The sequence below is a fragment of the Pseudoalteromonas phenolica genome (genome assembly GCF_001444405.1).
GTDB lineage: Bacteria > Pseudomonadota > Gammaproteobacteria > Enterobacterales > Alteromonadaceae > Pseudoalteromonas > Pseudoalteromonas phenolica.
Window position 1 is genome coordinate 2,751,455 of record NZ_CP013187.1, and the last position, 22,682, is coordinate 2,774,136.

The following is a 22,682-nucleotide window of genomic DNA, read 5'->3' on the forward strand; positions in this document are numbered from 1 at the left end:
TGTTTAAACTAACCAAAGCCAAATCACATTTAAACTAATATGAAATTTTACCTGGATGTTCACTTATTCGGCGCACTGGCCCTAACAAAAAATAAAGGAGAGCCCAATAAAACAGAGTACAGAAAATGCTTTAACAGCGGCTATTCTCTCACCCTAGAAGACAATAATTTTACCCGCCTATTTTTAAATTTTGCTGATGACTTTCATGCTTTTAATACCAACCCTCTTAATTAAGCGGTCTATTTTTAGGCAAGGAAAACTGGTCGATAGCAAGGCTAAAATTTTGCTATTTAGTTGTTCTAAATAAGAAATTTTTAACGAAGCTAGCGTCAGTTTTAGTCCCTAAAATTGATTGAGTATTATTGATGATTGGTATAACTCATACACTAGTGGCATTTTTTTCCGCGAACACACTTTTTATTTTGATGAAGACACAAGAGTGGAAGACATAGAAGCAATTTTAGGAAAAGCAGTAGATGGCTTTAAAGATGCCATAGAGATCAGCCGCACATTTATTGTTAGCGGTCTAGAAATAGAGTTTAGCTGGTACCATGACAACGAGGGTACAGCTTTAACCTACATGATAATTCAACACGACAACGGTTTTTATCATAGTAGCTGCAGCTAACTAGAAAATAAGTGCATTTGGTTATGGCTTGTTTCTTTAGCCGATAACCCCACCTGAATGCCAATCAATCGAACGGCTTTGTGACCTTGATTCCGTTCAAGTAAATCCGTTAATAATTGGCAAAATAAAGCACTGTCTAACTTATCAAACTGGCATTCTTTACTAACAAGTTGAAAGTCGAAATATTTCACTTTAACTCCCAATTTTATGATGTGTTGCTCGTCTAGATATTTACTGGCTCGAATTTTTAGCTCGGGTAATAATTGTTTGATAATACGCATTTTCAATACATCAATATCAGCAGTATCTTTTTCAAAAGTGGTTTCAACCCCCACTGACTTACGCACCCTGTCAGTTTCAACGCGGCGCTCATCAATACCATGACAACGACGCCATAACATGTCGCCTAGTTTGCCGAACTTTTGTTTTAATAATGTTTCATCGGCATTTTTGATATCGCGACCAAACTCAAAGCCATGGGCAAGCAATTTTTGCATTGTCACTTTACCTACGCCGGGGATTTTTTTAAGTGGTAGATCTTCAATAAATGCATCCACTTTATCTGGGGTGATCACAAATTGGCCGTTTGGTTTATTTTCATCGCTGGCAATTTTCGCCAAAAACTTAATCGGCGCCACCCCAGCTGAGGCAGTTAAACCCGTTTCTTTGAAGATTTCATCACGAATTTGTTGAGCAATTAAAGTTGCGCTGCCTTTGCATTGGGTGCAGTCCGTCACATCAAGGTAAGCTTCATCTAAGGACAAGGGTTCAATTAAATCAGTATAACGGGCAAAAATGGCTCTGATCTGCTGCGAAATTTCTTTATAAAGCGACATTCTCCCCGGCACGATGCGTAAATGCGGGCACAGCTTTTTTGCCTGATAATTAGACATAGCAGCGCGTACTCCATATTCACGAGCAATATAGTTTGATGTCGCCAAAACCCCACGGTTGCTATTGCCGCCAATCGCCATTGGCACTTTAGCCAACTCAGGATTGTCCCTCATCTCGACTGCGGCATAAAAGCAGTCCATGTCTATGTGGATAAATTTACGCATATATGAAGCACTGTATATAAACACAGTTATTATGGCGCAATTTCTGCTTTTATTGCAACTGTTACTGCGCTTTAAGATCAACTACACTAACTACTTAATAAAAAATCGAATCTCAGCTTTTTATTTTACACTGAGCTGATAACTCAAGGAGCGCACATGCAATTTAGTCGTTTAGGCAGTAGTCAAATTGATGTATCACGTATTTGTCTCGGTAGCATGACATGGGGATTGCAAAACAATCAGCATGATGCCGATGAACAAATCAATTATGCCCTCAGTCAAGGCGTCAACTTTATTGATACTGCTGAAATGTATGCAGTTCCACCTTCACCAGAAACCTATGGTAAAACTGAGACCATAATTGGTAATTGGCTTGCACGCCATAAAGAGAAGCGTGAGAAAGTGGTGATTGCTACCAAAATTGCAGGCCCGGGCTTGAGCTGGGTAAGAAATGGCGGACCTATAACGCCCGACGCCATTTACAAGGCCATTGATGATTCTTTGGAAAGGTTAAATACCGATTATATCGACCTATACCAATTGCATTGGCCAAATCGTCAATCTCCGCATTTTGCACAGCACAAACCTAATGGCCACAACTTTGTAGATGTCGATACGCAAGCTGAAATCGCCAGTATGGAAGCCATTATTGAAGCATTAACAAAGAGTATTAAAGCGGGCAAAATCCGTCATTGGGGTTTATCAGACGACACAACATGGGGCATAAACACCTATTTGCGCCTTGCTGAGCAGCATAACTTAGTAAAACCTGTATCAATTCAAAATGAATTCAGCTTATTGCATGCCAAAGACTGGCCATACTTAATTGAAAACTGCTGGCATGAAGACATAGCTTATTTACCTTGGTCACCGCTAGCTGCAGGTATGCTGACAGGAAAATATTTAAACGGTGCTCGTCCTGAGGGCAGCCGCTGGACACTTGTTCAGCGCCAAGGCTTATTTAGAGACACTGAACAAGCAGGCCTTGCCACAGCCGAATACGTTACTTTAGCGAAAAAGCTGAATATTACGCCTGCACAATTAGCCCTTGCATGGTGCGACCAAGTAAAAGGCGTGACATCAACCATTATTGGCGCAACCAATATGAGTCAATTAAAAGAGAACATCGCCGCATTTAATATGCCTCTTTCTGAGGAAGCATTAAATGATGTGGCTGACATATTCAGTCGCTACCCCGCACCTTTTTAACCCAAATGTAGATTATTTAAAGGGCTCTTGCTGAGCCCTTTTGTAATTCCAAATATTATCTCAAAAGCTGTAATCACACATTCTAATCGTTATACTGGCAACCGAAATTTTAGAGGTCAGTTTTTCGATGCAGTTACTCAACACACCACCTAGCAAACCTGAAGGTTCAATCTTCACTCGTCATACCGCACGCGCCATTGTTTTAAAAGGCAGCGACACCCTATTACTCTTCACTGAGCGTTATGACGATTACACACTACCCGGTGGTGGCGTTGATGAAAACGAAGCCATTGAAGAGGCTTTACTCCGCGAACTACAAGAAGAAACCGGCGTTAAAAGCATTACCCAATGCAGTGCATTTGGCCGATTTGAAGAAATTCGTGCTTGGTACAAAGACGATTTCGACTATGTGCATATCGTGTCAGATTGTTATGTGTGTGAGATCTGCGGAGAGTTTGATAAACCACAAATGGAACACTACGAAGTGGCGAACGGCATGCGCCCTGTTTGGGTAAATATTGATGAGGCCATTGCACACAACAAACAAACTTTGGCACAAAGCGAGAAGAAAGGCCTATCTATTCAGAGAGAGATATTTTTGTTAGAAAAAATTAGGTTTGAGCTGCTCGATAAGGACTGCTAAATGCAGTTTAGCTATACTGATTTATAAATAAAATAATTATTTTTCATATAGGTGTACCCACTAATGGCTACACCTAATTTGGTATTATTTAAAAGCTTTCATCGTCCCAGATTTCGCAGTGGGGTTTACCTCTAAATGTCCAACAAACACCATTAGAGTTACACACTAAAGAATCCTGAACGCCACCAGCAACTTGAGGTGTCATTTTTGCTGGCAAACTACTGCTTTTTGACAACTGCTTAATCGACTTTTTATTCAATGATAATTTCATTTTTAATTTTCCTTATATTTATCAGCTGGCTATTAATTAACCAACCAATTTAATGTGCAAAAAAACAGCATTATTGTCAACTTTCACACTCACTCTTTCGCCATATCAAGCACAAATAACTTTTGTTTAACCTCAAACTAACAAAAAATCATTTTTTTAAAATGACATTTGAAGATGAATTGTCAATTAAAAACCTCAACAAATTAAAGGCTTATACATTCAACATAAATGTTTATTAACCTATTTTTAGGAAAAATTGCGATAAATCTTTTCTGGGCAGTCTTTTGATACAAAGCAGTTAGAAAGATTCTTTTGTTGGAGAAAATTAAGGGGGATTTAATTATTTCAAAAGTGGTTAATCATGTTGCTCTTATTAAGCCGAGAACAAACAGCCTCGGCTATTATGGTAACTTGTTATGATTTACACATTACTGCGCCACCATTACTAAACAGCCAGTCACACACAGCTCCATTTGTATAATCAACACTGCCAACCGATGTACCGCCAGCAACTTGGTTTGTTTGTGCAATAGGTAAAGATTGTGAATTTGGAGAAAGCGTTTTAATTTTCTTCTTCTGTAGTTTTAATTTCATGTTTATTTTTCCTTAAAAGTTATGATTAGTACGTGCGCAACTAAACTGAGCACAATTAGACATTAACAATTTAGAGTAAAAAATCAACAAAGAAAAAAGTAATTAACATCTTCAATGAATTAAAAACTAAACAACCATTTTGATTTTTAGGATTGGTTGATAAAAGTATTGTTTTATCAACCTATTCTCTACCTACTTTATAAGTTAGTCACAGGTTGACGTGCACCAAGGCCGGGGCCATACACCAATGCGTTTAGCAGTAAGCGATTTGTCGCTAATGTCGATCCTCTAAATACTGGCTGCCCTGCAAATAAAATAATTTGTCCATTGCCTTTGCGCTCTTGTGTTAAATAAGCAGAGTTCGCTATACGTTTGCTCGCCTCAGGCCAAAGCAGACCACTCATACGCAGCTTCAACTCTTGTTTATCAGGCAAGCTTGACCAACCCACTTTGCGATCTAACTCTTTATCTTTTGCTTGCTTAACCGTTTTGCTCCATTCACTTTTGCTCATTTCTTGATAAGCACCTAGTCTAACTGCAGAACGAACGCCCTCTTTTGCCATCAAAACCGGATTTCGAGAAATTAAAACAGGGATCACCTCTGGTGAACCAAAAGTAAGCCAATGCTTCTGGTCAGTTCGCGCAGCTACAATTGCGCCTGAAGGTCTAAATTTAGCTAACCAGTTATATTGCTTCTTAAGCTCTTTTTCGCTTTTTGATTTTGCTCTGCTCTTCCAAGGGTAATTAATATCTGTCGCAGCATCATGCGACCAGATATTCTCAATTTCAGCGTAGCTGCTTTGCTGAGCAAGCCACTCTCTTTGTAATGAAATATCGTACTGCTCAACCTCTTTTAAAGTATCTTGGATCTGTCTTACTCGACTTAAACCAGCATCTTTACCTGTAAATGGCAATGCAGAGCCGTCGATTGCCACTAACGTACCACCAGCTTCTACCCAAGTTTTAATCGCTGATAATTCATCTTTGCTCAACTGGCTATACCAAGTTGCAGGTATCACCAAGGTGTTATAACGCCTCAAGTCAGTGTAACTCAGTCGGTTGCTGTCTAAATGAGAATGTCTGATCCCTAAGTTGCTATCAATTGAGTGCCAAATCGTGCCAAAGTCGAGTGAGTTAATGCCGTTACCACTTAAAATAGCAATTCTAGGTTGAGTTAATACCCTAAAATGCGCGCCGCCAATGTCTGGTAAGTCTCTATTACTTAAACCAGAACGAACAGCCTTTGCTGTGACTTTAACTTCGGTTGCGGTCTGTTCTACAACCTGGTCTAAATTACCCTCAAAAAATTCATTGTCATAACGCGAAACAACAATTGAGCCTCGGCTCAAGGTCACCCCATCTAACACTGTATTCTTATCAATTACTCTCGTAGTTACACCGCGCTCCATAAGACGTGCAGCAAAACCAACAGATGCATCATTATTGCCATCTACGACATAGGCGATGGAGCCCGCTTTTTTGATAATAAACGACTCTTCATCAGACGGCTCATAGAGGCGAATATGCTTAGTGATATGTTGTGGTATCGTCAAAGCTTCTAAGCCATGCATCATGGTGATATTCCAAGCTGTGGCATCGTACATGAGGCTTGAGCCATCACGCAGCACTCTTTGACGCTCTTCAACTAACACGTCATTGCTAATTTTAGCGTCGAACTCGAGCATAGTAGAGATGAGTCGTCCTTGTGGCTGTCGGTTACGAATAATTAAAGTGCCTTCAGGCAGTTCTGAAGTAATAACCTCACCAAGCTGTGTCTTCGCTTTTTTAACCTTTATTGTTTTGGTTGTTTGATGAATTTCAAACCCTTGGAGCTGCATCAAGTCAATAAACTTCGCTAAACGCTGTTTATTTTTCGTAGGTAAAATTGCGAAGCTCTGATCTGCATACGGGCTATCATCTGAGATTAACCGTCGCTTATCTTTAACAAAGTCTCGATAAATTGCTTTAGAGTGTTTCGCCAGAGTCTTTAAATTTTCAATGCTGCTGACATATTGTTTATCTACCGACTCTGCATAGCTCACAATTCTGCCATTATGTTGCATTACTCCATCTTCTTTAATGCGGGCTTGCTCATACAGAATATGAATCGTGCCTCTAAAAGCTGCATAACTTGAGTACCCTGGATAGAGGTTTTCTAACCACTCACCGGTGTAATAAGGCCATTTTTGATCATCAAAAGCTTGCGCCTGATCAGCTTCAAAGACTTCTCCCCATTTGCGAGAAGACTCGGATAAATTTTTATTTACTGGCTGTCGAGCCAAACCAAACAGATAAGAGTCCATCGGCCCCATTTCATGGGCGTCTATCATCAGCTGTGGATTCCATTCATTGATAGACTGAACAATGCCTCGAGTTTCAGGGTGAACACCTAAAATAAAGTCACGGTTTAAGTCAAAGAAGTAATGATTGCTGCGCCCAGTTGCCCATGCATCTGTGTGTAATTTTGACTGAGTATCAACATTCGGAGAAGTCCCTCTTCGTTGCTGAAGCTCTTTTGTAAAACGAGCGCGACCATCAGGGTTCATAAGAGGATCTACGATAACCACAGCATCCGAAAGTAATGACTGAATGTCTTGATCTTTCGAGGCAATAAGCTTGTAAATTGTTGCTAGCGCAGCATCACTGCCAGACCCTTCATTGCCATGAATAGAGTATGCCATCCATGCAACCGCCGGTAAGCGCTCAATAATGCTCTGCTCTGCTTGCTTTGATAAGTTAACTGGGTTTGCCAACTTGCCTAAGTCAGCTTTAATGCTATCTACTTGCGCTAGGTTTTCAGGTGAAGAAATAACTAAATAATGTAAGGGTCTGCCCTCATGTGAGCGTGCATATTCTACAAGCTGAACTTTGTCGCTGGCCTTTTGCCACACTTTGAGTGCTTCCGTAATTTGCTCAGGCGTTGCAGCTCTTTGGCCAACAGGAAACCCTAGAATACTTTCAGGCGTAGGTATATTGGCGTCTAATGCGCCAGTGACAAGTGACTTGTTGTAATTTAACCCTTGCAGTTCAGTCGGTGCAAGGCTCATATTTGCAGAAGCGTGCGAACTTATCATTAAAGTACTCGCTACAGCTACTGAAAGCAGTTTATTGCGCATTGTTGAAACCTTTTTTGTTATTTTACTTTGAATGGCAATGAAGATTCGCCACCACCAAAATGTTACATTATCACACAGAAAAACACCGCTCAATTACTGTGCGACAAGTTGCAGACATCAACTCAAAACTCTGATTTTATTTATTTTTTTAATTTCATAGTTAATAAAGTTAATGAGCAAAAAGGTTTTAATTTTTAGCCGTTGAAGTCAATTTGACTATACGTGTGAAAAGTAGATATCACTACTGACAACTCAACCTAAACAAATAACCTGAGCTCTGGAAAATAAATCTACCTCCAGCGACTACTTTTAGAGTGTACTTACTATAGGCCTGCTATTTACGAGTGAGCGGTATGACCGCTAAAAGTTTCCGGCTGTAGACTGAATAAAGCACTTATGATCTCAACATCAATACAATAGTTAATTCCTTAACCAAAGCTCAGGTTAAATACTTTTTATCGTTATGATAAAAATAAATCATTTTTCAAAAATCCGATTTCACAGTAAAAAATCAATTGAAAACGCCAAAGCCAAATCCTTGCGCCGAGCCGTTAAAGACAACTAATTATTTACCTATTTTTGGAGAGCATTGTGGGTAAAACTTTTTCTTATGACGCTTTTAATGATGACTTTGATCATGACTATGCTAAAGAGCACCATCGCAACAACCAAAACTCGCACAAGCGACAAGTCAAAAGAAAGCTCGACGATTATTTAGAGCAGCGCCAATTACGCAAGCACCTTGGTGAAGATGACTTTAGCTATCGAGACCATTAATACAAGAAAAGAGGCCTAGGCCTCTTTTTTGTCATAAACAACCTTAATTAAAAACGGCCTGAGAAAGTAAGCTTCGCATTAAATGGTTGGCCTACAGACGCCTGATGCGTTGAATGAGAATTTGGGAAATAAACTTTATCGGTCAAATTCTCTAGCTTAAGTTGCAACTTATAGTCATGACTTAATTGATAATTTGCGTACATATCATAACGGGTAAAACTCGGCAAAAATGCGCTGTTAGAGGTATTTATATAAGTTTTTGCCTGATACATAGCGCCAACCCCAACATCTAATTGCTCTGTTACCTGATATTGCGCCCAAAGTGACGCTTTATTTTTTGGTAATTCGCGTGGCGTTAGGTCTGTTAGCCCATCACGGTTGACTACTTCGCCTTTTAGGTAACCATAGTTGGTCGAGATAGATAATCCTTCTGTTATCTGCCCCGATAACTGGATCTCAAAGCCTTCGATATCTGAGTCAACAACATCGAGCGTTGAAGGGTCATCATCAGCAGGTTGCGGGGAGCTTTGGGTATTTCTAAAAAATGCCGTTGTGAGACTTAAACCACTGTCTAAATCCCACTTCAAACCAATTTCGTTATTCTCGAAAGTATCTGGCTTGAGCTTATCTTTGTCACCATTAATGTCAGTATACTGCTCACCGCTGCGTGGCATAAATGATTCGCTGTAACTCCAGTAAAAAGAGACATTTTCTGCTGGTTTATAAATTGCGCCTAAACGTGGTGACACCTCTGTATCGACACGCGTTCTTTGCTCATTGGTGGCACTTTTCATATTCACAACAGCTATGTCAAAACGGTCGTAACGGGCACCAAGCACAAGATCAAAATGTTCATTCATCGCAATTTGATCTTGTACATAGAAAGAAGTGACTTCTAGATCGACACGGGTATCGTCGTTTAAGTCTTCAGCAAAGTTCGTCGAGACAGTTTGACCATCGGCGTTTACACCAACAAAACCATCGAGATTAAGTGGACGTGTAGCACTAAACCACTCTTTATCACTTTGATTACTACTCCAAACTGGGTTAAAACGGTATTGATCTGATTCAGTATCAATATATTCACCACCGACAATCAGAGTATGTTCAAACCAACCTGTTGTGAACTCATTCACCACATTACTGGTAATGATTAAGTTTTCACGTGTGGTTTCATCTAGATAGCCATCTAGCTGGACTTTATTTTCATTTGCATCATAGCCAGTAGCATAAAAGTTTGCGTACACCTTGTCATAAGTGCCATAAAATACACTGACATTGGCTTTTATTGAATCGCTAAAATAGTGTTGTAATGCAGTATTAAATGTACGCCCTTTCGTTGTGTGGTAATTATTCTGAGGATCGGCAATCACAATATCCAACAACTCCTCTGCCGGACGCCCCTCAGAATTAGTTGGAATACCACGGTCAATAAAACGTTCATGATCGATATACTCAAACGAAGTATCTAAAGTCGTCGCATCAGACAGCATAAATCGTGCTGTAGGGTTAATGCCGATGCGCTCACCGTCGTAGAAATCTCTATGGTTATCAAGTGTTTCAAACATAGCATTGACTCTAAATGCCATTTCATCAGACACCGACTGGTTAACGTCTAGATGCGTGCTCGTGCCACCAAAACTGTCTAAAGACAAATTGTAACCAGCAAAACTGTCTGACAACTGTGCTTTTTTGCTGACACGGTTTAAAATACCGCCCGTGCCACCACGACCAAACAGTAGTGCATTCGGCCCTCTTAACACTTCTACTTGCTCAATATTGTAAAGTGAACGGTAATATTGCACATCATCTCTGTGACCATCGATATAAAAATCAGCAGTAGAACGAACGCCCCGAAATACAATGGCATCTCGGTGCCCTTCACCTTGTGTGGTATTTACACCCGGTAAGTAGTCAATAATTTGCCCAATGTTTGAAATACCACGTTGAGATAACTGCTCAGCAGTCAATACTGATAAGCTTTGCGGTACATCAATTATAGGTGTGGGGGTTTTAACTGAATTAGATACATCCGACGCCAAATATTTACCACTGACTTCTATTTTCTCAATATCTAATTGAACATCTTGTGCCATTGCATGACTAGCAACCAAAGAAAGCGCGATAAGAGACAACGAAAATTTCACATTCACTCCATATACAATTTAAAAAGATTAATAACTAAATGATAATGAATAACGTTTACGCTGCCATTTGCGTTTTGGATTTATCTTTTTTCTAAAAATATAATTATCTAATTTATGACAAATTTTACCTGATAAATGAACTAATTAAACCGAATAGGTTCAAACCCGTATCTATATTAGGGAGAGCTTTGGTGTGTTAAAAGGTTGGCAAAAATCATTGATAGTTTCGGTATTTTTACATATTGCTATTATCTATTTCTTACACAAACAATTTGTGCTGCCAATTCCACCAAAACCACAGCCTACGATGAAAACTTACCTAGTGATAGAAGAACCTGAAAGCAAAGTAGAAGTTGAAGCTAAAGTAGAGCCTGAACAAGCCGAACAAGCCGAACAAGCCGAACAAGCCGAACAAGCCGAACAAGCCGAACAAGCCGAACAAGCCGAACAAGCCGATGAAAACGCGGTAGCAGAGCAAACACAAGTCACTTCACAACCCGCTATCGTGCAAACAGAAGTGATAGAGACTCAGCAAGCAGCAGAAGCAATTCAAGTGAATGACACAAATAAAAACAACTTAGAAAAACCGAGGATAGATCCGTTCAAAGCACTTGATAACATTCGCTCAGGTGAGCATGACTATTTCTCTACGCAGCAATCAAATAACACAACTCAATCGGTTGACCGTTTTGGCAATGGCCGGATCTCAACCCCAAAAAAGCACAAAGAAGCGCGTGAAAATAAAGACTTGCCGAAACTGGTTTATCAAGGACCAACCTATAGACTTTATCAAAAAGGCGCATATTGTTTTAAAGACAACCAAATGGACCCAAACAATCGCTCTATCGATTCAAGTCTGCCGACCACTTGGCAAGGCCTGCCTTATAAGTGTGATAAAGATAAAATTGAGAAAGCTTTTGATGCAGCGATGGAAAAGTGGTTGCCGAAGAAAAAATAGGTTTATTGTAAAAAGTACATTTTAAGCTAACGTGTTCTACATGAGATTTTGCTCTTATACATCGACTCTATCTCAAGCCCAAGCACCTGAAAAAATCATGAATTGGATTATAAATTCTAGCGCTCAATAATTTCCTCTTTTAATGCAACCTAACTATAAAATACTTTTTCCCGTATAAATTTTTCTATACCACAAAAGGTACAAAGAATTACAAAATCATAATAAAAATGAAATACAAAGAAGCACTCTTAATCATCAGCACCGCACTTCTTTCTGCATGCGACTCAAAAGATAGCTATTCAACGGATGTCCGCGACTTCTCTTATAACGTTGCATTAGACGTTGTAAGTGACCAAAAAAACTCAACGAGTGATATAGGCCTAAGTCAGTAGACTTATACTCGAAAGATGGTGCGCGGATAAAATTGAATAATGGAGATCAGTTTAACATTACATTAAATAATCAAGTTCATCGAGATAAGAACTTTGTAAAATCTTTACCAACTGAAACTGTATGCTGTGTCGTTGAGGGTGAGCCTTCAACCATGATCAAAACTGACGAGGAACATATACTTCAAGCGGAGTTTGTAAGAAATAATGAAGTGACAGATTCTTTTGAGCTTTCTATTCCACAAGTACCAAACTCTATCGACATTGCTGACACTACTTTTGTTTATAACCTCAATGAAGGGCAAGATATAAAGATTGAATGGGAAGCACAATCAGAAAACTTCTCGGCTATTTCGTTTGAAGACCCTTCATTCTGCATTGACTTTAATACAAATCATATCGATTTTGAACCAAACCAAACGTCGGTTAAATTACCAGTAAAAATAAAGATACATGCGGCACTGATGAGTTTTCAATTACAGTCGTTGGTGAAATAAGTACAAGTGGCAATAAAGAAACTGAACTTACCAATGCTCCTGTAAGCTTTGCGATTACTCATAAAGTACAAGTTGAATTTAATGTTAAATTTAATTAATTGGCATACCCGAGACTTTATTAGTTCATTTTAGAACTAGGAACTCGGTTTTTTCATCAGATTTCTGATTGATCATAACCCCACTTTTTCAGTGGGGTTTATTTTTTGAAACAGCAATTACTTATAATTTTAAGTCGAGCTCTCAAATATCAGCTAAGTATTTGTTTTTAAGTTGTGAGTCTAAATCTGCCAAATAATCTAAACCGTAACTGTGTTTTGAAAAGTTTTTAAGCAAATGTTCCGGTAGAGTTTTCTTAGTTTCTTTATAACAACTTGCTACACCGCAACTGATCGCCGCAACACTATCAGTGTCTCCACCAAAGTTAACTGCATTCCTAATTAAAGTGCTATAGCAATTATGACCCATTAAATTACTTATCACCGCTGATAAAGTGTCTTCAGATATAGCTTTTACTCTTCCATGCCAACCACTATTTACTTTGTAACCTAGCGATAATAAGTATTCAGGTAATTCAATAAGGGTGACCTTACCATACAAGCCAGCATGTGCTGCAAGAGCAATACAAACTGACGCGTCAATTGCGATAGGATGATTATGAGTTACGCTTGCCTGAATAGTGGCGTGATCTATCACCTCCGCTTCACTGTTAAAATAACCTAAAGGCACAGAACGCATCATAGCGCCATTCCCGAAACTATCCGAATTGATCATACGAGCAAAAATGGCTGCATTTTCTGCTTCTGAAAATGCAGTTTGTAAACGCTTTGCATAACCATGAACAGGGTCTCGCTTGTAGCATTCATAAAATACCTCGGCGATATTCTCTTGAGTCCACTCTATGTCTTTAAGCATTAGCTCTGCTAGTGCCAATGACATTTGAGTATCATCAGTGTAACACCCTTTAATTCCAGATAATTGATGCGCTCGATAATCGATTAGCTTATTTTCGGCTACGATTACTTCTTGTTCTACGAACTCAAAACCGGCACCGTAAGCATCTGCAACCGCGATTTCAACCAACATAAAAAATTATCCTAGTAGTTTTATAAATACAAAGCATTTTAATTAAAAAATTTACTTACATCACAACATTATAAAACATTGCTTTAAATACTTGTTCTGTTGATTGCTCATCTTCTCTGTGTATATCATTTGCTGCTATCTCTTTCAAAGCTGGTAAAAAATCTTCGTCAACTTTGAGGTTGTCGTACATTTCTTGATTTAAAAAAGCGTAAAGCTCACCACATCCACCTTCGCCACAACTCCTGTTATACCGACGAAAACAGCTTGTTAGTATTTTTCTTTTATCTTCGAAACTTGAAGCAAAATAACGCTCGTAAAAAGCATTATTGCTTTCAAACTCCTCATGATTAGTTTGTAATAATTTAAGCGCTCTCTGCTGCACTAACTTACTTGAAGTTTCGAAACAGAAGTTGAAGTAGAGACCTGGCAGCCAAAATCTTCCTCTAGTATCACCTAAGGAGTCCTTAACTATATACTCCAAAAATTCCCCGCCAGTATCCTTATCAACAGATACTTTCGCCTCTACCATGAAATCTGAGTCAAGCTTATACCTGTAAACTCTAGTCGAATGCGAGACCATTCTCTGTTCTGGAGTTATATACTCTCCATTAAGACTATCAAAAACATAAAAGTTAATTGAATTAGAACCATCTGAATTACTAATTGTTTCTTCAACTACGAAATGACTATCATTTTCGATGTAATAAACATGAGTAATTTCCCCATTTTCTAAGTCAGACATAAAATCTGCCTGACTTAGTGGATGATTCAAACTCTGTACATTTGAATTACCAATTATCATTTATTTAACCTTTGCTTTAATTAAGCAAAATAGCATTATTACCTTCTTAATTACCAATCATTCATATTTAGTAAAAGAGAAAAGAATATTTGAGAGTCGCGCTAACGTTCCAGATATTTTGAAAAGAGTAGTCATTGCAATCACCTTAATCTTCTCATCACCATATCGAGTGAAAAGCATTCACATTAAATAACAAATACGAAAGCATCTCCAATAGATTCTTAATTCTCTCCCTACAAATAAGACTTTGGTATAAAGTCAGTTATTTAATGACAACGCTAACTTAAATCAACTTTTCTGTGCTCTGTTACGTGTTAAAGTTATAAAAAATGTTTGGTAAGGAACAGTAGATGAGTGTTAAGCGGATCAGCCAGTTTTTTAATCCTAAGTCAGTTGCAGTCATTGGTGCGTCAAATAATGCGGGGCGTGCAGGCTTTGTAGTTATGCGCAACTTACTTCAAGGTGGCTTTAAAGGGCCGATCATGCCGGTTTCTCCAAAGCATAAAGCGGTGCATGGTGTGCTTGCCTACCACAACATTAAAGCGCTGCCGCAAACACCTGATCTTGCTGTCATCTGTACCAACAAAAATACCTTAAAGCAAATCATCATCGAACTCGGTGAGCTAGGCTGTCAACATGCAATTATTATAGCCTCGGGTGCAAACCAAGCTCAAAAGAGCGCCCTTAAGCAGACTGCAAAAGAAGCGGGCGTGACTCTACTTGGACCCAACTGTTTAGGCCTACTCATACCTCACTTAGGTTTAAATGCCAGCTTTTCGCATACTGTCGCTGAGCCAGGCAAATTGGCGTTTATTTCACAGTCGGCAGCAGTGTGCTCAACCATTTTAGATTGGGCGCAGAATAAGCGTATTGGTTTTTCATACTTTATTTCTGTCGGCGATTGTATTGATATCGACTTTGACGAGTTATTGGACTTTTTAGGCCGTGATGCGAAAACTCGCGCGATATTACTGTATATCGATAACATTGATGACGTTCGCCGCTTTATATCTGCCGCACGTGCCGCTGCATTCAGTAAACCTGTGTTGGTAATTAAAACAGGTCGCACTCGCGCTGGTGCAGAAGCTGCGTATATTCATACTGGCGGCCAAAGCAGTGACGACGCGGTGTACGATGCCATGTTCCAACGAGCGGGTATGCTAAGGGTGAATGATTTACGAGAGCTCTTTGCCGCCACTCAGACCTTGGCGCTTCACCCTAAACTGTTACAAGTAGAACAGTTGACCATTCTCACCAATGGCGGCGGCCCAGGCATTATGGCGGTTGATACACTTTTACAAGGCTCAGGAAAACTGGCGGAGCTGAGTGACCAAACTCGTGAAGCATTGAATAAAGTCATTCCTCAGGCTGAGAAAATCTATAACCCCGTCGATTTATTTGGAGACTCATCACCAAAACGCTACCAACAAGCGCTAGAGATATTGCTTAAAGCGCCTGAGGTGAAAAACTTACTGATCATCCACACGCCTTCAGCGCTTGCACCCAGCGAAGAGTATGCTGAGATCATTGCCAACGCCTTAGAAAAAATTCCAAAAATGGCTCGCCCTTATGTCATGACCGTATTTATGGGAGAGTATGCGGCTTATGAAGCGCGCTATGTGTGTGCGGAACATTCAATTCCGACCTACCGCACACCTGAAGGCGCGGTTGGGGCATTTATGCACTTAGTAAGCTATCGCCGTAACCAAAAGCATTTAACGCAAACGCCTGAGTCGATCAGTAGCGACCTATTGATCAATAGTCAGGCGGCAAAGCATGAAATTGCAGAGTTTATCGCTGAAGGCCATACCCACTTATCAACGCACCTTGCCCGAAAAGTTTTATCTCACTATTCAATTGAGTGTATTCAAACTGAAATTGCGCTCACTCCAAGCGAAGCAAAAGAGCAAGCTGAGCGACTTGGTTTTCCTGTGGCGTTAAAGCTTATCAGCCCGTCTATTCCTTCAAAGTCTGAAGTGGGTGGCGTAGTACTGAATTTAAATGATGGCAATGAAGTCGAGCAAAATGCCTTTGCCATCTTGCTACGTATTAAAGAAGCCTACCCGGATGCCATTATTGAAGGTTTTTCATTGCAGCGTATGGCGCCTAGAGCCGGTGCACAAGAGCTGCGTATTGCCATCAAAACCGAGCCTGGCTTTGGTCCTGTCATATTGTTAGGTGAAGCAGGTACCGGTCTTGAGTTCTCTCAAGCCGCAGTGGCCCTCCCTCCACTTAATATGAACTTGGCCAAATACTTAATCGCTGCAGCCCAAGACAAAGGCGTGCTAAAAGAGCGCACCTTACCCGATAAAGTCGATAAATATCGCCTTTGCGCCCTGCTGACGCGTATTTCACAATTATTGGTTGACCAACCCGATATTTATAATTTAGAGCTTAACCCTGTACTTGCCAGTGAAGGGCAATTTTTAGTACTCGACGCCGCGATACAGCTTCGCCCTTATCAGGTCAAAGCCAATCGCAAACGCTTAGCCATCAAACCTTATCCCAAAGAGTGGGAGCAGAAGGTCACTTTGAAAGATGGCCAAGCAGCTGTTTTAAGACCAATACGCCCTGAAGATGAGCGCGCCCACCAAGAGTTTGACCAGTCGCTGACCAAAGAAGACAGATATAAACGCTTCTTTGGTGAACTGCCTGAGTTCAACCATGAACAATTGGCTAAAATGACGCAAATTGATTACGACCGAGAAATGGCATTCATCGTCTCTGCCCCGCATAAAAGCGCTTATCGCACGCTGGGAGTATCTCGCGTATTAATGGATCCAGATAATCTCTCTGCGGAATTTGCTGTTGTCGTTCGCTCAGGAAGCCAAGGCTTAGGACTTGGAAAACTGCTTATGAATGCAGCCATAGACTATTGCCGTAGCCAAGGAGTGGGCGTTGTTGAAGGTATTACTCTGCCAGAAAATACCGGCATGATTGAGCTTTCTAAGCGCTTAGGCTTCAAAGTAACCCGTGACTTTGAAGAAGGAACCATTAATATGGTTTTGAAGTTAGATGAAGCACAACAATAAACTATGCTAACAAACAGACAAAAGGTCGCAAGCTTACTTGAAAGTAGTGGCCGACATCAAAAAGCAGGTCACATACTCGATGTATTTTTGATCTGCTTAATTATGGTTAATGTGATTGCCATTGTTTTAGAATCTGTGGCCTCACTCGCCCAAACTTATCACACTGTTTTTCTTGTTATAGAGATTGGTTCTGTCGCCATATTTACTATAGAGTACTTAGCAAGGTTATGGTCTTGTGTCGATAAAATCGAATACAAACAAGTTAAAGGCTCAAACCTGAAAAAGCGCTTTAAATATGCACTGACGCCGCTTGCGATAATTGATTTACTCGCTATCGCGCCAACCATTCTGATGATGTTCTTCAGCTTTGATCTGCGTTTCTTACGTGTTGTAAGATTACTAAGAATATTCAAACTAACCCGTTACTCAAAAGCCATGCAGTTGTTATTGGCAGCATTTAAAGAAGAAGCCAGCAGTTTAATGGCGGCCTTTTTTATTATGTCTGTAGTGCTTATCATGGCGTCATGCGGTATTTATCTTATTGAACACGATGTTCAACCCGATAAGTTTGGCTCAATACCTGATGCTATGTGGTGGGCAATGGCCACTCTAACCACAGTTGGTTACGGTGATGTGGTACCTATTACGCCATTAGGTCGCTTTTTTGGCGGTGTCATTACTATGCTAAGTATGGGTATGGTAGCCATACCAACGGGTTTATTAGCATCGAGCTTTGCTGAGCAGTTACGTAAGCGTCGTGAAGTTTTTCATGAAGCTGTATTACATAGCTTGATAGACGGCCATGTTGACGAAGAAGAACGCGCCCATCTTGAGGCCCTGAGAGTTGAATTGGGGCTAAGCGCTGCTGAAGCTAACCAAGCTATCAAAGTGATGACCAATAAACGCGTCCATAGCCAGTATTGCAGGCACTGTGGCCACAAGCTTTAGCCACAGTAATTTTATATTTTTTAAGGTTCTAATTCTGCGGGGATTTTAGGAGCAAAAACATACCAAGCTTTATCTAGCATGTTTGCTACATGATCACCTGTGATTGGGTCACCATAAATTGGGCCTTGAAAAATTTCACAGCCAATATCTCTGAATGTATTTATTTGCTCAGCGTTAACCACGCCTTCAGCAATACAACGCTTTTCAAGCAGATTAGCAACACTAATCACTGCGTGGGCAATCACTGCTTGATCCCCCTCTTTTTGATTAATGAGTGCTGGCGCTATCTTAAAGGCATCAACGGGTAGGCTTTGCAAAGAGGCCAGAGACGCAAATTCAGAGCCAAAACCATTAATATGAATCTGACAGCCAATTGATTTAAGTTGAGTCATTAAACAAAGTGTTTGCTCAGAATTAATCACCGTCAGTGCTTCGGTGATCTCAAAGACAACATGCTCTGCGCCAATATTCGAACGTGAAATCACATTTGCAATACGACTCAACAAATCACCCTGCACTAAGTCTGCAGCAGTCAAATTAACCGCTAAATAAAGATTCGGGTGATGCAAGTGCCACTGCTTTAACTCAATAAGGCCGGCACTCAAAGCATGTAATAAAAGCCGGTGACTCGCGCCTATTTGCTTGGCCACGTCATTGACATCTTGTTGAGAGTAATCATCTAGTGATGGCCATTTAAGTGAGACTTCGAGCCCTTCTACTTGTTGTGTTTCATAGTTCAAAATTGGTTGATATTGATTTACGAAGTTGCCTTCTTTAAGCGAAGTCATAAGGCTTTGTTCGATTGCAAAGATCCTTTCAGCACGCGTTTGCATGGCACGTGTAAAGAACTTGTAGTCTCTGCTTGTTTCGTCCATGGCATGATTTAACGCCATGCGTGATTTTTGACATAGTTCTTCAGCATTATCAGCATCTTCTGGAAAACTCGCTACACCAATAAATGGAACTAGTTGGATGTTATGACCATCGATTAATTGTGCATACTCAAACTGACTTTTAATTTTAGTGATGAATTGGGTAACCTCAGCAGGTTCAGTTAATCGCTCTAACAGCACCATAAATTCACGGCCATTGGCAAACGCGATGTTAACTTGCTGCCCAAGGCTAAGCGACAATTGCTTAGCAATGTGCTTGATTAAGCTAACAAAAAATGACTTACCATAAATGTCATAGAAATGTTTAAGTCGGTCGACTCTTATCGCCATCACCGCTAAGCTTTGATTAGGCTCATTTTGACTGATGGCATGTTCAACCCAATCTATAAAACGAGCTTTGCCAGCAAGCTGTGTGACAGTATTGATATTTTCTAGCTGCTGTAATGAGCGTTCAGAACGTTTTTGTGCACTGATATCGGTTAAACCAACCACATAATTACTCAATTCACCATTTCCATCAGATACTGCCGTCACTTTAATAAGTACATGGCATTGTGTACCATCAGGCAGGCCGAGCCTTTCCTCACCAACAAAGTATTCCGATACTTTTAGCTGACTTATTTTGCGTAAGTAATGCATTCTCGTTGCAATTGGCAACCCTAAGTTTAGGGCTGAGCTAGACTTTGGCTCTTCTTCAATATTAAAAGCTTGTTGTAAAGCTGCATTACACGCTTTAATACGCAACTGCTTATCTAGAATAAACACCCAGTCTCTCGCTTGCTCAAAAGCTGCACCAAACAATCTTGCCCGCTCAGCAAACATCTTCTCTCTGGTGAGGTTGGTATAAGTACCCGTTACACGCTCAGGCACATCGTTGGTCCACGCCATAACTTTGCCCGAGTCTTTATACCAACGCCAATGACCTTCTTTATGCTGCACACGATATGTGCAATTAAAATAGCCTTTATTAGTTGTTACGAACTCGAGCCATTCAAGTCTAAATAAATTACGTTCAAATGGATGAATTTTCTGCAAATACTCATCCAATGTTACAGCATCATTACTATATCCCAGCTCTGCGGTTAATCTGGGTTGATAGATTAAGTGATGATCTAACTGCCAGTCCCATACCCCTGAATCACTACTTTCAAGTGCAAGCTTTAAACGCATTTCACTAGTTTGTGTCTCTTTGTGTGCCGCCAGTAGAATTTGCTCAATGCGTTGCTTTCGACGCAACCACAAAGCAAATAAAAGAGTAATAATAAAAACATAGCTGGCTATCGCCAAAGGAGAGCGCCAGACAGGATAATTCACTTTAATACTGAGCGAAGCTGGCGGCGTGTAGTCTCCTGTGAGCGGATCTTTAGCCCATACCTTCAACTGATAATTCCCTGGGTTTAACTTTGGAAACACAACCCGATTATTGCCTCGCGTTAAAATCCTTTGCCCACCTGAAATTTGATATTCGTAGACAATACGCTCTTGATAAATGAAGCTCATCGCAGAAAAAGACACTTCTAGGCCTATATCATCGTGGGTTAATTCAATCTCTTCAAACACCTTAAGCCCACTGTGAGTTAGCTTTCTTGACATAAGTTCAACAGAGGTAATATTTACCCTATCTAATAAATTTCTCTGTGGTCTATTTACCTTAGGGTCAAACATAGTGAAGCCTTTTACTGAACCATAAGCAATATGACCATTACTGAGTTTTAAAGTCGCTCCACCGTTAAATTCATTACTCAGTAACCCATCACCAGTAGTAAATTGCTGTAAATGAAGATTATCAGGGTCTAAACGCCAAATTCCTTTATGAGAAGACATCCAAATCATACCTTCATCGTCTTCTTGCATACCGTACATTAAGGTGCCAAGGTTGTTTTCTTCTAAGTCTATGGTGTGCACACGCTCAGAGCTTTGCGGGTCGAGACCTATTAATCCGTAATTTGAAAGCGACAGCCACAGAATATTATTTTTATCTATCATGTATGATTGCACGATAATGGGTATATCTTTATGCGCGTCCGGAACCGCATAAATGGTATGCAATTTATTAAAGATGGGGTCAAAGCGATACAAAGTTCCGCCCGTAAAAAACAACGGATGAGTTGGATGGCTTGGTAAAGGCTTTAAAAATGAAAAAGACAAAAACGGGTCAAACTGCTCAAATTCCCCTTCTAGCTTGTGCAATGTTCTATCGGTGATATTGTATTTAAAAAAGCCATGCTCAGCATGAATAAAATACACAAATCCATCTTCAGATACATAAACACCATACAACCTATCTTGAAGGATTTTAGTTTCTTCTTCATCCCGCCCAGTTAATTGTGTCGCTTTATCTTTAACTGGATCGTATACAAAGAAACCGCGATTTGTTTCTATCCACAGTTTTTCTTCATAAAGATGAAGTGTATATATTGAAAATTCAGGGTAAACATCTTCTCCCATATATCCTTTTAAGAAAATTTGCGTTTCATTTTTTTCAGGGTCGTACCGTGTTAGGCCATCGTTTGTGGCAGCCCAAATATAGCCACCCAGCTCCACCATTCGCCAAACGGTATTATGTGAAAACCCTGAGCCCTGTGTATTCAAGCTACTAACATTATTAAATCGGTCTACTTGCTCCGAGAGATAAAACGCGCCATCACTTTTGGTCGCTAGCCATAACCCGTTGTGGCTATCACGTACTATTTCCATAATACTGCTATCTGCCAGAGTAAACTCACTGTTTAACAGTCTTTGATCTCGAACTTTGTCTCCTGTTTCAGGCCAAAAATGTATTAGCCCTTTGTCTGTTGCGAGGAGTAAATGGTCGTCTTGGGGCTCTATATCCCATACATTAATGTCTGCAAATAGAGTTTTGTATTGCCATTCAAATGAGGAACTTGCAAACTTCTGCTGTAGGCCACTAATGTCTATTTCATATAGCCCTTTCACAGCCCCAAGCAATAAGGTATTCGTATCTTTTAGATAAAGTCGTTTAGTATTGGATTGATATTCATGAGTAACGTCATCAATATACTTTATTCTCTGCAGTTGTTTTGAAGAGTGTTGAAATACAAACGCACCATCTGTGGTTGCAATAAAGAGAAAATCGCCAAAATTAAGAAGAGCTCTTACAAAAGTGCGTCCCTCGGTCACAGGTAACTTGATCTCGTCAACAATTTCGCCGGTATCGACTTGCATTAAAGCAACATTGTCAAAACGGCCAAGCCAAATGTGGTTCTCGTCTTTCTCTAAAATTTGGTTTATTGAAAAGTTTACGTAATCTTCTTCTGTTTTTGGTGCTGGAAAATAAGTTTTATAGCTATCAGATCTTACATCGTAACTGAAAAAGCCAGCGCTTTGAGTAGCTATCCAAATCCTTTCTTGAGAGTCTTGATAGATTCGGTTCAATACAACTTCTTCAAGCACACCATCCGGCCCTGATACATTAAGTACTTGATAGCCATCATATCGGTTTAAACCAGCTTCTGTTGAGAGCCACAAGAAACCTTGGCTATCAAGGAGCAAAGTATTAACGTAACTTTGTGATAAACCTTCCGCTGGAGATAAGCGACTAACACTGGCAAAGACCATAGTGCTACATATCAGTAATATCCAAATAATGACTGTGGTTATTAGCCTCATGTTATCT

Annotated in this window: 17 protein-coding genes; 9 read left to right on the forward strand and 8 right to left on the reverse strand. The window is 40.1% G+C overall.

Annotated features, from left to right (window positions below):
* Positions 1-439 precede the first annotated feature (439 nt).
* Complete coding sequence (locus PP2015_RS12170) at positions 440-628, forward strand: hypothetical protein (RefSeq protein ID WP_128724810.1); 189 nt, start codon at positions 440-442, stop codon at positions 626-628.
* On the opposite strand, the gene dinB is transcribed toward PP2015_RS12170, so the two are convergent.
* The gene (dinB, locus tag PP2015_RS12175) at positions 625-1,686 is read right to left on the reverse strand and encodes a DNA polymerase IV (protein ID WP_058030597.1); all 1,062 of its coding nucleotides are present in this window, start codon (positions 1,684-1,686) and stop codon (positions 625-627) included. The two genes, PP2015_RS12170 and dinB, sit on opposite strands and share 4 nt — an antisense overlap.
* 156 nt (positions 1,687-1,842) lie before the next feature.
* Between dinB and PP2015_RS12180 the strand changes: the two genes are divergently transcribed.
* Positions 1,843-2,895, forward strand: coding sequence for an aldo/keto reductase (locus PP2015_RS12180; RefSeq protein ID WP_058030598.1), 1,053 nt, complete (start codon positions 1,843-1,845; stop codon positions 2,893-2,895).
* A 127-nt stretch (positions 2,896-3,022) separates the two neighbouring features.
* The gene (locus PP2015_RS12185; protein ID WP_058030599.1) at positions 3,023-3,538 is read left to right on the forward strand and encodes an NUDIX hydrolase; all 516 of its coding nucleotides are present in this window, start codon (positions 3,023-3,025) and stop codon (positions 3,536-3,538) included.
* 88 nt (positions 3,539-3,626) lie between these two features.
* Here PP2015_RS12185 and PP2015_RS12190 read toward each other — a convergent pair whose 3' ends face one another.
* The 3 genes from PP2015_RS12190 to PP2015_RS12200 form a co-directional block, all read right to left on the reverse strand.
* Positions 3,627-3,809: a hypothetical protein gene (locus PP2015_RS12190; RefSeq protein ID WP_058030600.1), complete on the reverse strand. Its 183-nt coding sequence runs from the start codon at positions 3,807-3,809 to the stop codon at positions 3,627-3,629.
* A gap of 414 nt (positions 3,810-4,223) precedes the next feature.
* Positions 4,224-4,403, reverse strand: a complete 180-nt coding sequence (locus tag PP2015_RS12195) for a hypothetical protein (protein WP_058030601.1) — start codon at positions 4,401-4,403, stop codon at positions 4,224-4,226.
* Positions 4,404-4,600: 197 nt separating this feature from the next.
* On the reverse strand, positions 4,601-7,519 hold the full coding sequence (locus tag PP2015_RS12200) for a M14 family metallopeptidase (protein WP_058030602.1): 2,919 nt from the start codon (positions 7,517-7,519) through the stop codon (positions 4,601-4,603).
* A gap of 591 nt (positions 7,520-8,110) precedes the next feature.
* On the opposite strand from PP2015_RS12200, the gene PP2015_RS12205 reads away from it, so the two are divergent.
* Positions 8,111-8,296 carry a PA3496 family putative envelope integrity protein gene (locus PP2015_RS12205; protein WP_058030603.1) on the forward strand — a complete coding sequence of 62 codons (186 nt, stop codon included), beginning with the start codon at positions 8,111-8,113 and terminating at the stop codon, positions 8,294-8,296.
* A 47-nt stretch (positions 8,297-8,343) separates the two neighbouring features.
* Here PP2015_RS12205 and PP2015_RS12210 read toward each other — a convergent pair whose 3' ends face one another.
* The gene (locus PP2015_RS12210) at positions 8,344-10,443 is read right to left on the reverse strand and encodes a TonB-dependent receptor (protein ID WP_058030604.1); all 2,100 of its coding nucleotides are present in this window, start codon (positions 10,441-10,443) and stop codon (positions 8,344-8,346) included.
* Between the two features lie 193 nt (positions 10,444-10,636).
* Here PP2015_RS12210 and PP2015_RS12215 point away from each other — a divergent pair, with 193 nt between their 5' ends.
* The 3 genes from PP2015_RS12215 to PP2015_RS12220 all read left to right on the forward strand — a co-directional run bounded on the left by PP2015_RS12215 (position 10,637) and on the right by PP2015_RS12220 (position 12,287).
* On the forward strand, positions 10,637-11,401 hold the full coding sequence (locus PP2015_RS12215) for a hypothetical protein (protein ID WP_058030605.1): 765 nt from the start codon (positions 10,637-10,639) through the stop codon (positions 11,399-11,401).
* 227 nt (positions 11,402-11,628) lie between these two features.
* Complete coding sequence (locus PP2015_RS21895; protein WP_157599088.1) at positions 11,629-11,793, forward strand: hypothetical protein; 165 nt, start codon at positions 11,629-11,631, stop codon at positions 11,791-11,793.
* 32 nt (positions 11,794-11,825) lie between these two features.
* Positions 11,826-12,287 carry a hypothetical protein gene (locus PP2015_RS12220; RefSeq protein ID WP_058030606.1) on the forward strand — a complete coding sequence of 154 codons (462 nt, stop codon included), beginning with the start codon at positions 11,826-11,828 and terminating at the stop codon, positions 12,285-12,287.
* A 240-nt stretch (positions 12,288-12,527) separates the two neighbouring features.
* Here the strand turns inward: PP2015_RS12220 and PP2015_RS12225 are convergent, their stop codons facing one another.
* Positions 12,528-13,370 carry an ADP-ribosylglycohydrolase family protein gene (locus tag PP2015_RS12225; protein WP_058030607.1) on the reverse strand — a complete coding sequence of 281 codons (843 nt, stop codon included), beginning with the start codon at positions 13,368-13,370 and terminating at the stop codon, positions 12,528-12,530.
* Positions 13,371-13,425: 55 nt separating this feature from the next.
* Positions 13,426-14,112 carry a hypothetical protein gene (locus PP2015_RS12230; RefSeq protein ID WP_128724326.1) on the reverse strand — a complete coding sequence of 229 codons (687 nt, stop codon included), beginning with the start codon at positions 14,110-14,112 and terminating at the stop codon, positions 13,426-13,428.
* Between the two features lie 410 nt (positions 14,113-14,522).
* Here PP2015_RS12230 and PP2015_RS12235 point away from each other — a divergent pair, with 410 nt between their 5' ends.
* Positions 14,523-17,204, forward strand: coding sequence for a bifunctional acetate--CoA ligase family protein/GNAT family N-acetyltransferase (locus tag PP2015_RS12235; protein WP_058030609.1), 2,682 nt, complete (start codon positions 14,523-14,525; stop codon positions 17,202-17,204).
* Between the two features lie 3 nt (positions 17,205-17,207).
* Positions 17,208-18,152 carry an ion transporter gene (locus tag PP2015_RS12240; RefSeq protein WP_058030610.1) on the forward strand — a complete coding sequence of 315 codons (945 nt, stop codon included), beginning with the start codon at positions 17,208-17,210 and terminating at the stop codon, positions 18,150-18,152.
* Positions 18,153-18,172: 20 nt separating this feature from the next.
* On the opposite strand, the gene PP2015_RS12245 is transcribed toward PP2015_RS12240, so the two are convergent.
* Positions 18,173-22,675 (reverse strand): EAL domain-containing protein, encoded by a 4,503-nt coding sequence (locus PP2015_RS12245; protein ID WP_058030611.1) that lies wholly within the window; start codon positions 22,673-22,675, stop codon positions 18,173-18,175.
* Between the last annotated feature and the right edge of the window lie 7 nt (positions 22,676-22,682).

Coding starts and splice junctions, on each gene's coding strand:
- PP2015_RS12190 (WP_058030600.1), bottom strand. CDS start 3,809: ATGAAATTATCATTGAATAAAAAGTCGATTAAGCAGTTGTCAAAAAGC.
- PP2015_RS12195 (WP_058030601.1), bottom strand. CDS start 4,403: ATGAAATTAAAACTACAGAAGAAGAAAATTAAAACGCTTTCTCCAAAT.
- PP2015_RS12240 (WP_058030610.1), top strand. CDS start 17,208: ATGCTAACAAACAGACAAAAGGTCGCAAGCTTACTTGAAAGTAGTGGC.
- PP2015_RS21895 (WP_157599088.1), top strand. CDS start 11,629: ATGAAATACAAAGAAGCACTCTTAATCATCAGCACCGCACTTCTTTCT.
- PP2015_RS12230 (WP_128724326.1), bottom strand. CDS start 14,112: ATGTCTGACTTAGAAAATGGGGAAATTACTCATGTTTATTACATCGAA.
- dinB (WP_058030597.1), bottom strand. CDS start 1,686: ATGCGTAAATTTATCCACATAGACATGGACTGCTTTTATGCCGCAGTC.
- PP2015_RS12200 (WP_058030602.1), bottom strand. CDS start 7,519: ATGCGCAATAAACTGCTTTCAGTAGCTGTAGCGAGTACTTTAATGATA.
- PP2015_RS12185 (WP_058030599.1), top strand. CDS start 3,023: ATGCAGTTACTCAACACACCACCTAGCAAACCTGAAGGTTCAATCTTC.
- PP2015_RS12235 (WP_058030609.1), top strand. CDS start 14,523: ATGAGTGTTAAGCGGATCAGCCAGTTTTTTAATCCTAAGTCAGTTGCA.
- PP2015_RS12180 (WP_058030598.1), top strand. CDS start 1,843: ATGCAATTTAGTCGTTTAGGCAGTAGTCAAATTGATGTATCACGTATT.
- PP2015_RS12245 (WP_058030611.1), bottom strand. CDS start 22,675: ATGAGGCTAATAACCACAGTCATTATTTGGATATTACTGATATGTAGC.
- PP2015_RS12225 (WP_058030607.1), bottom strand. CDS start 13,370: ATGTTGGTTGAAATCGCGGTTGCAGATGCTTACGGTGCCGGTTTTGAG.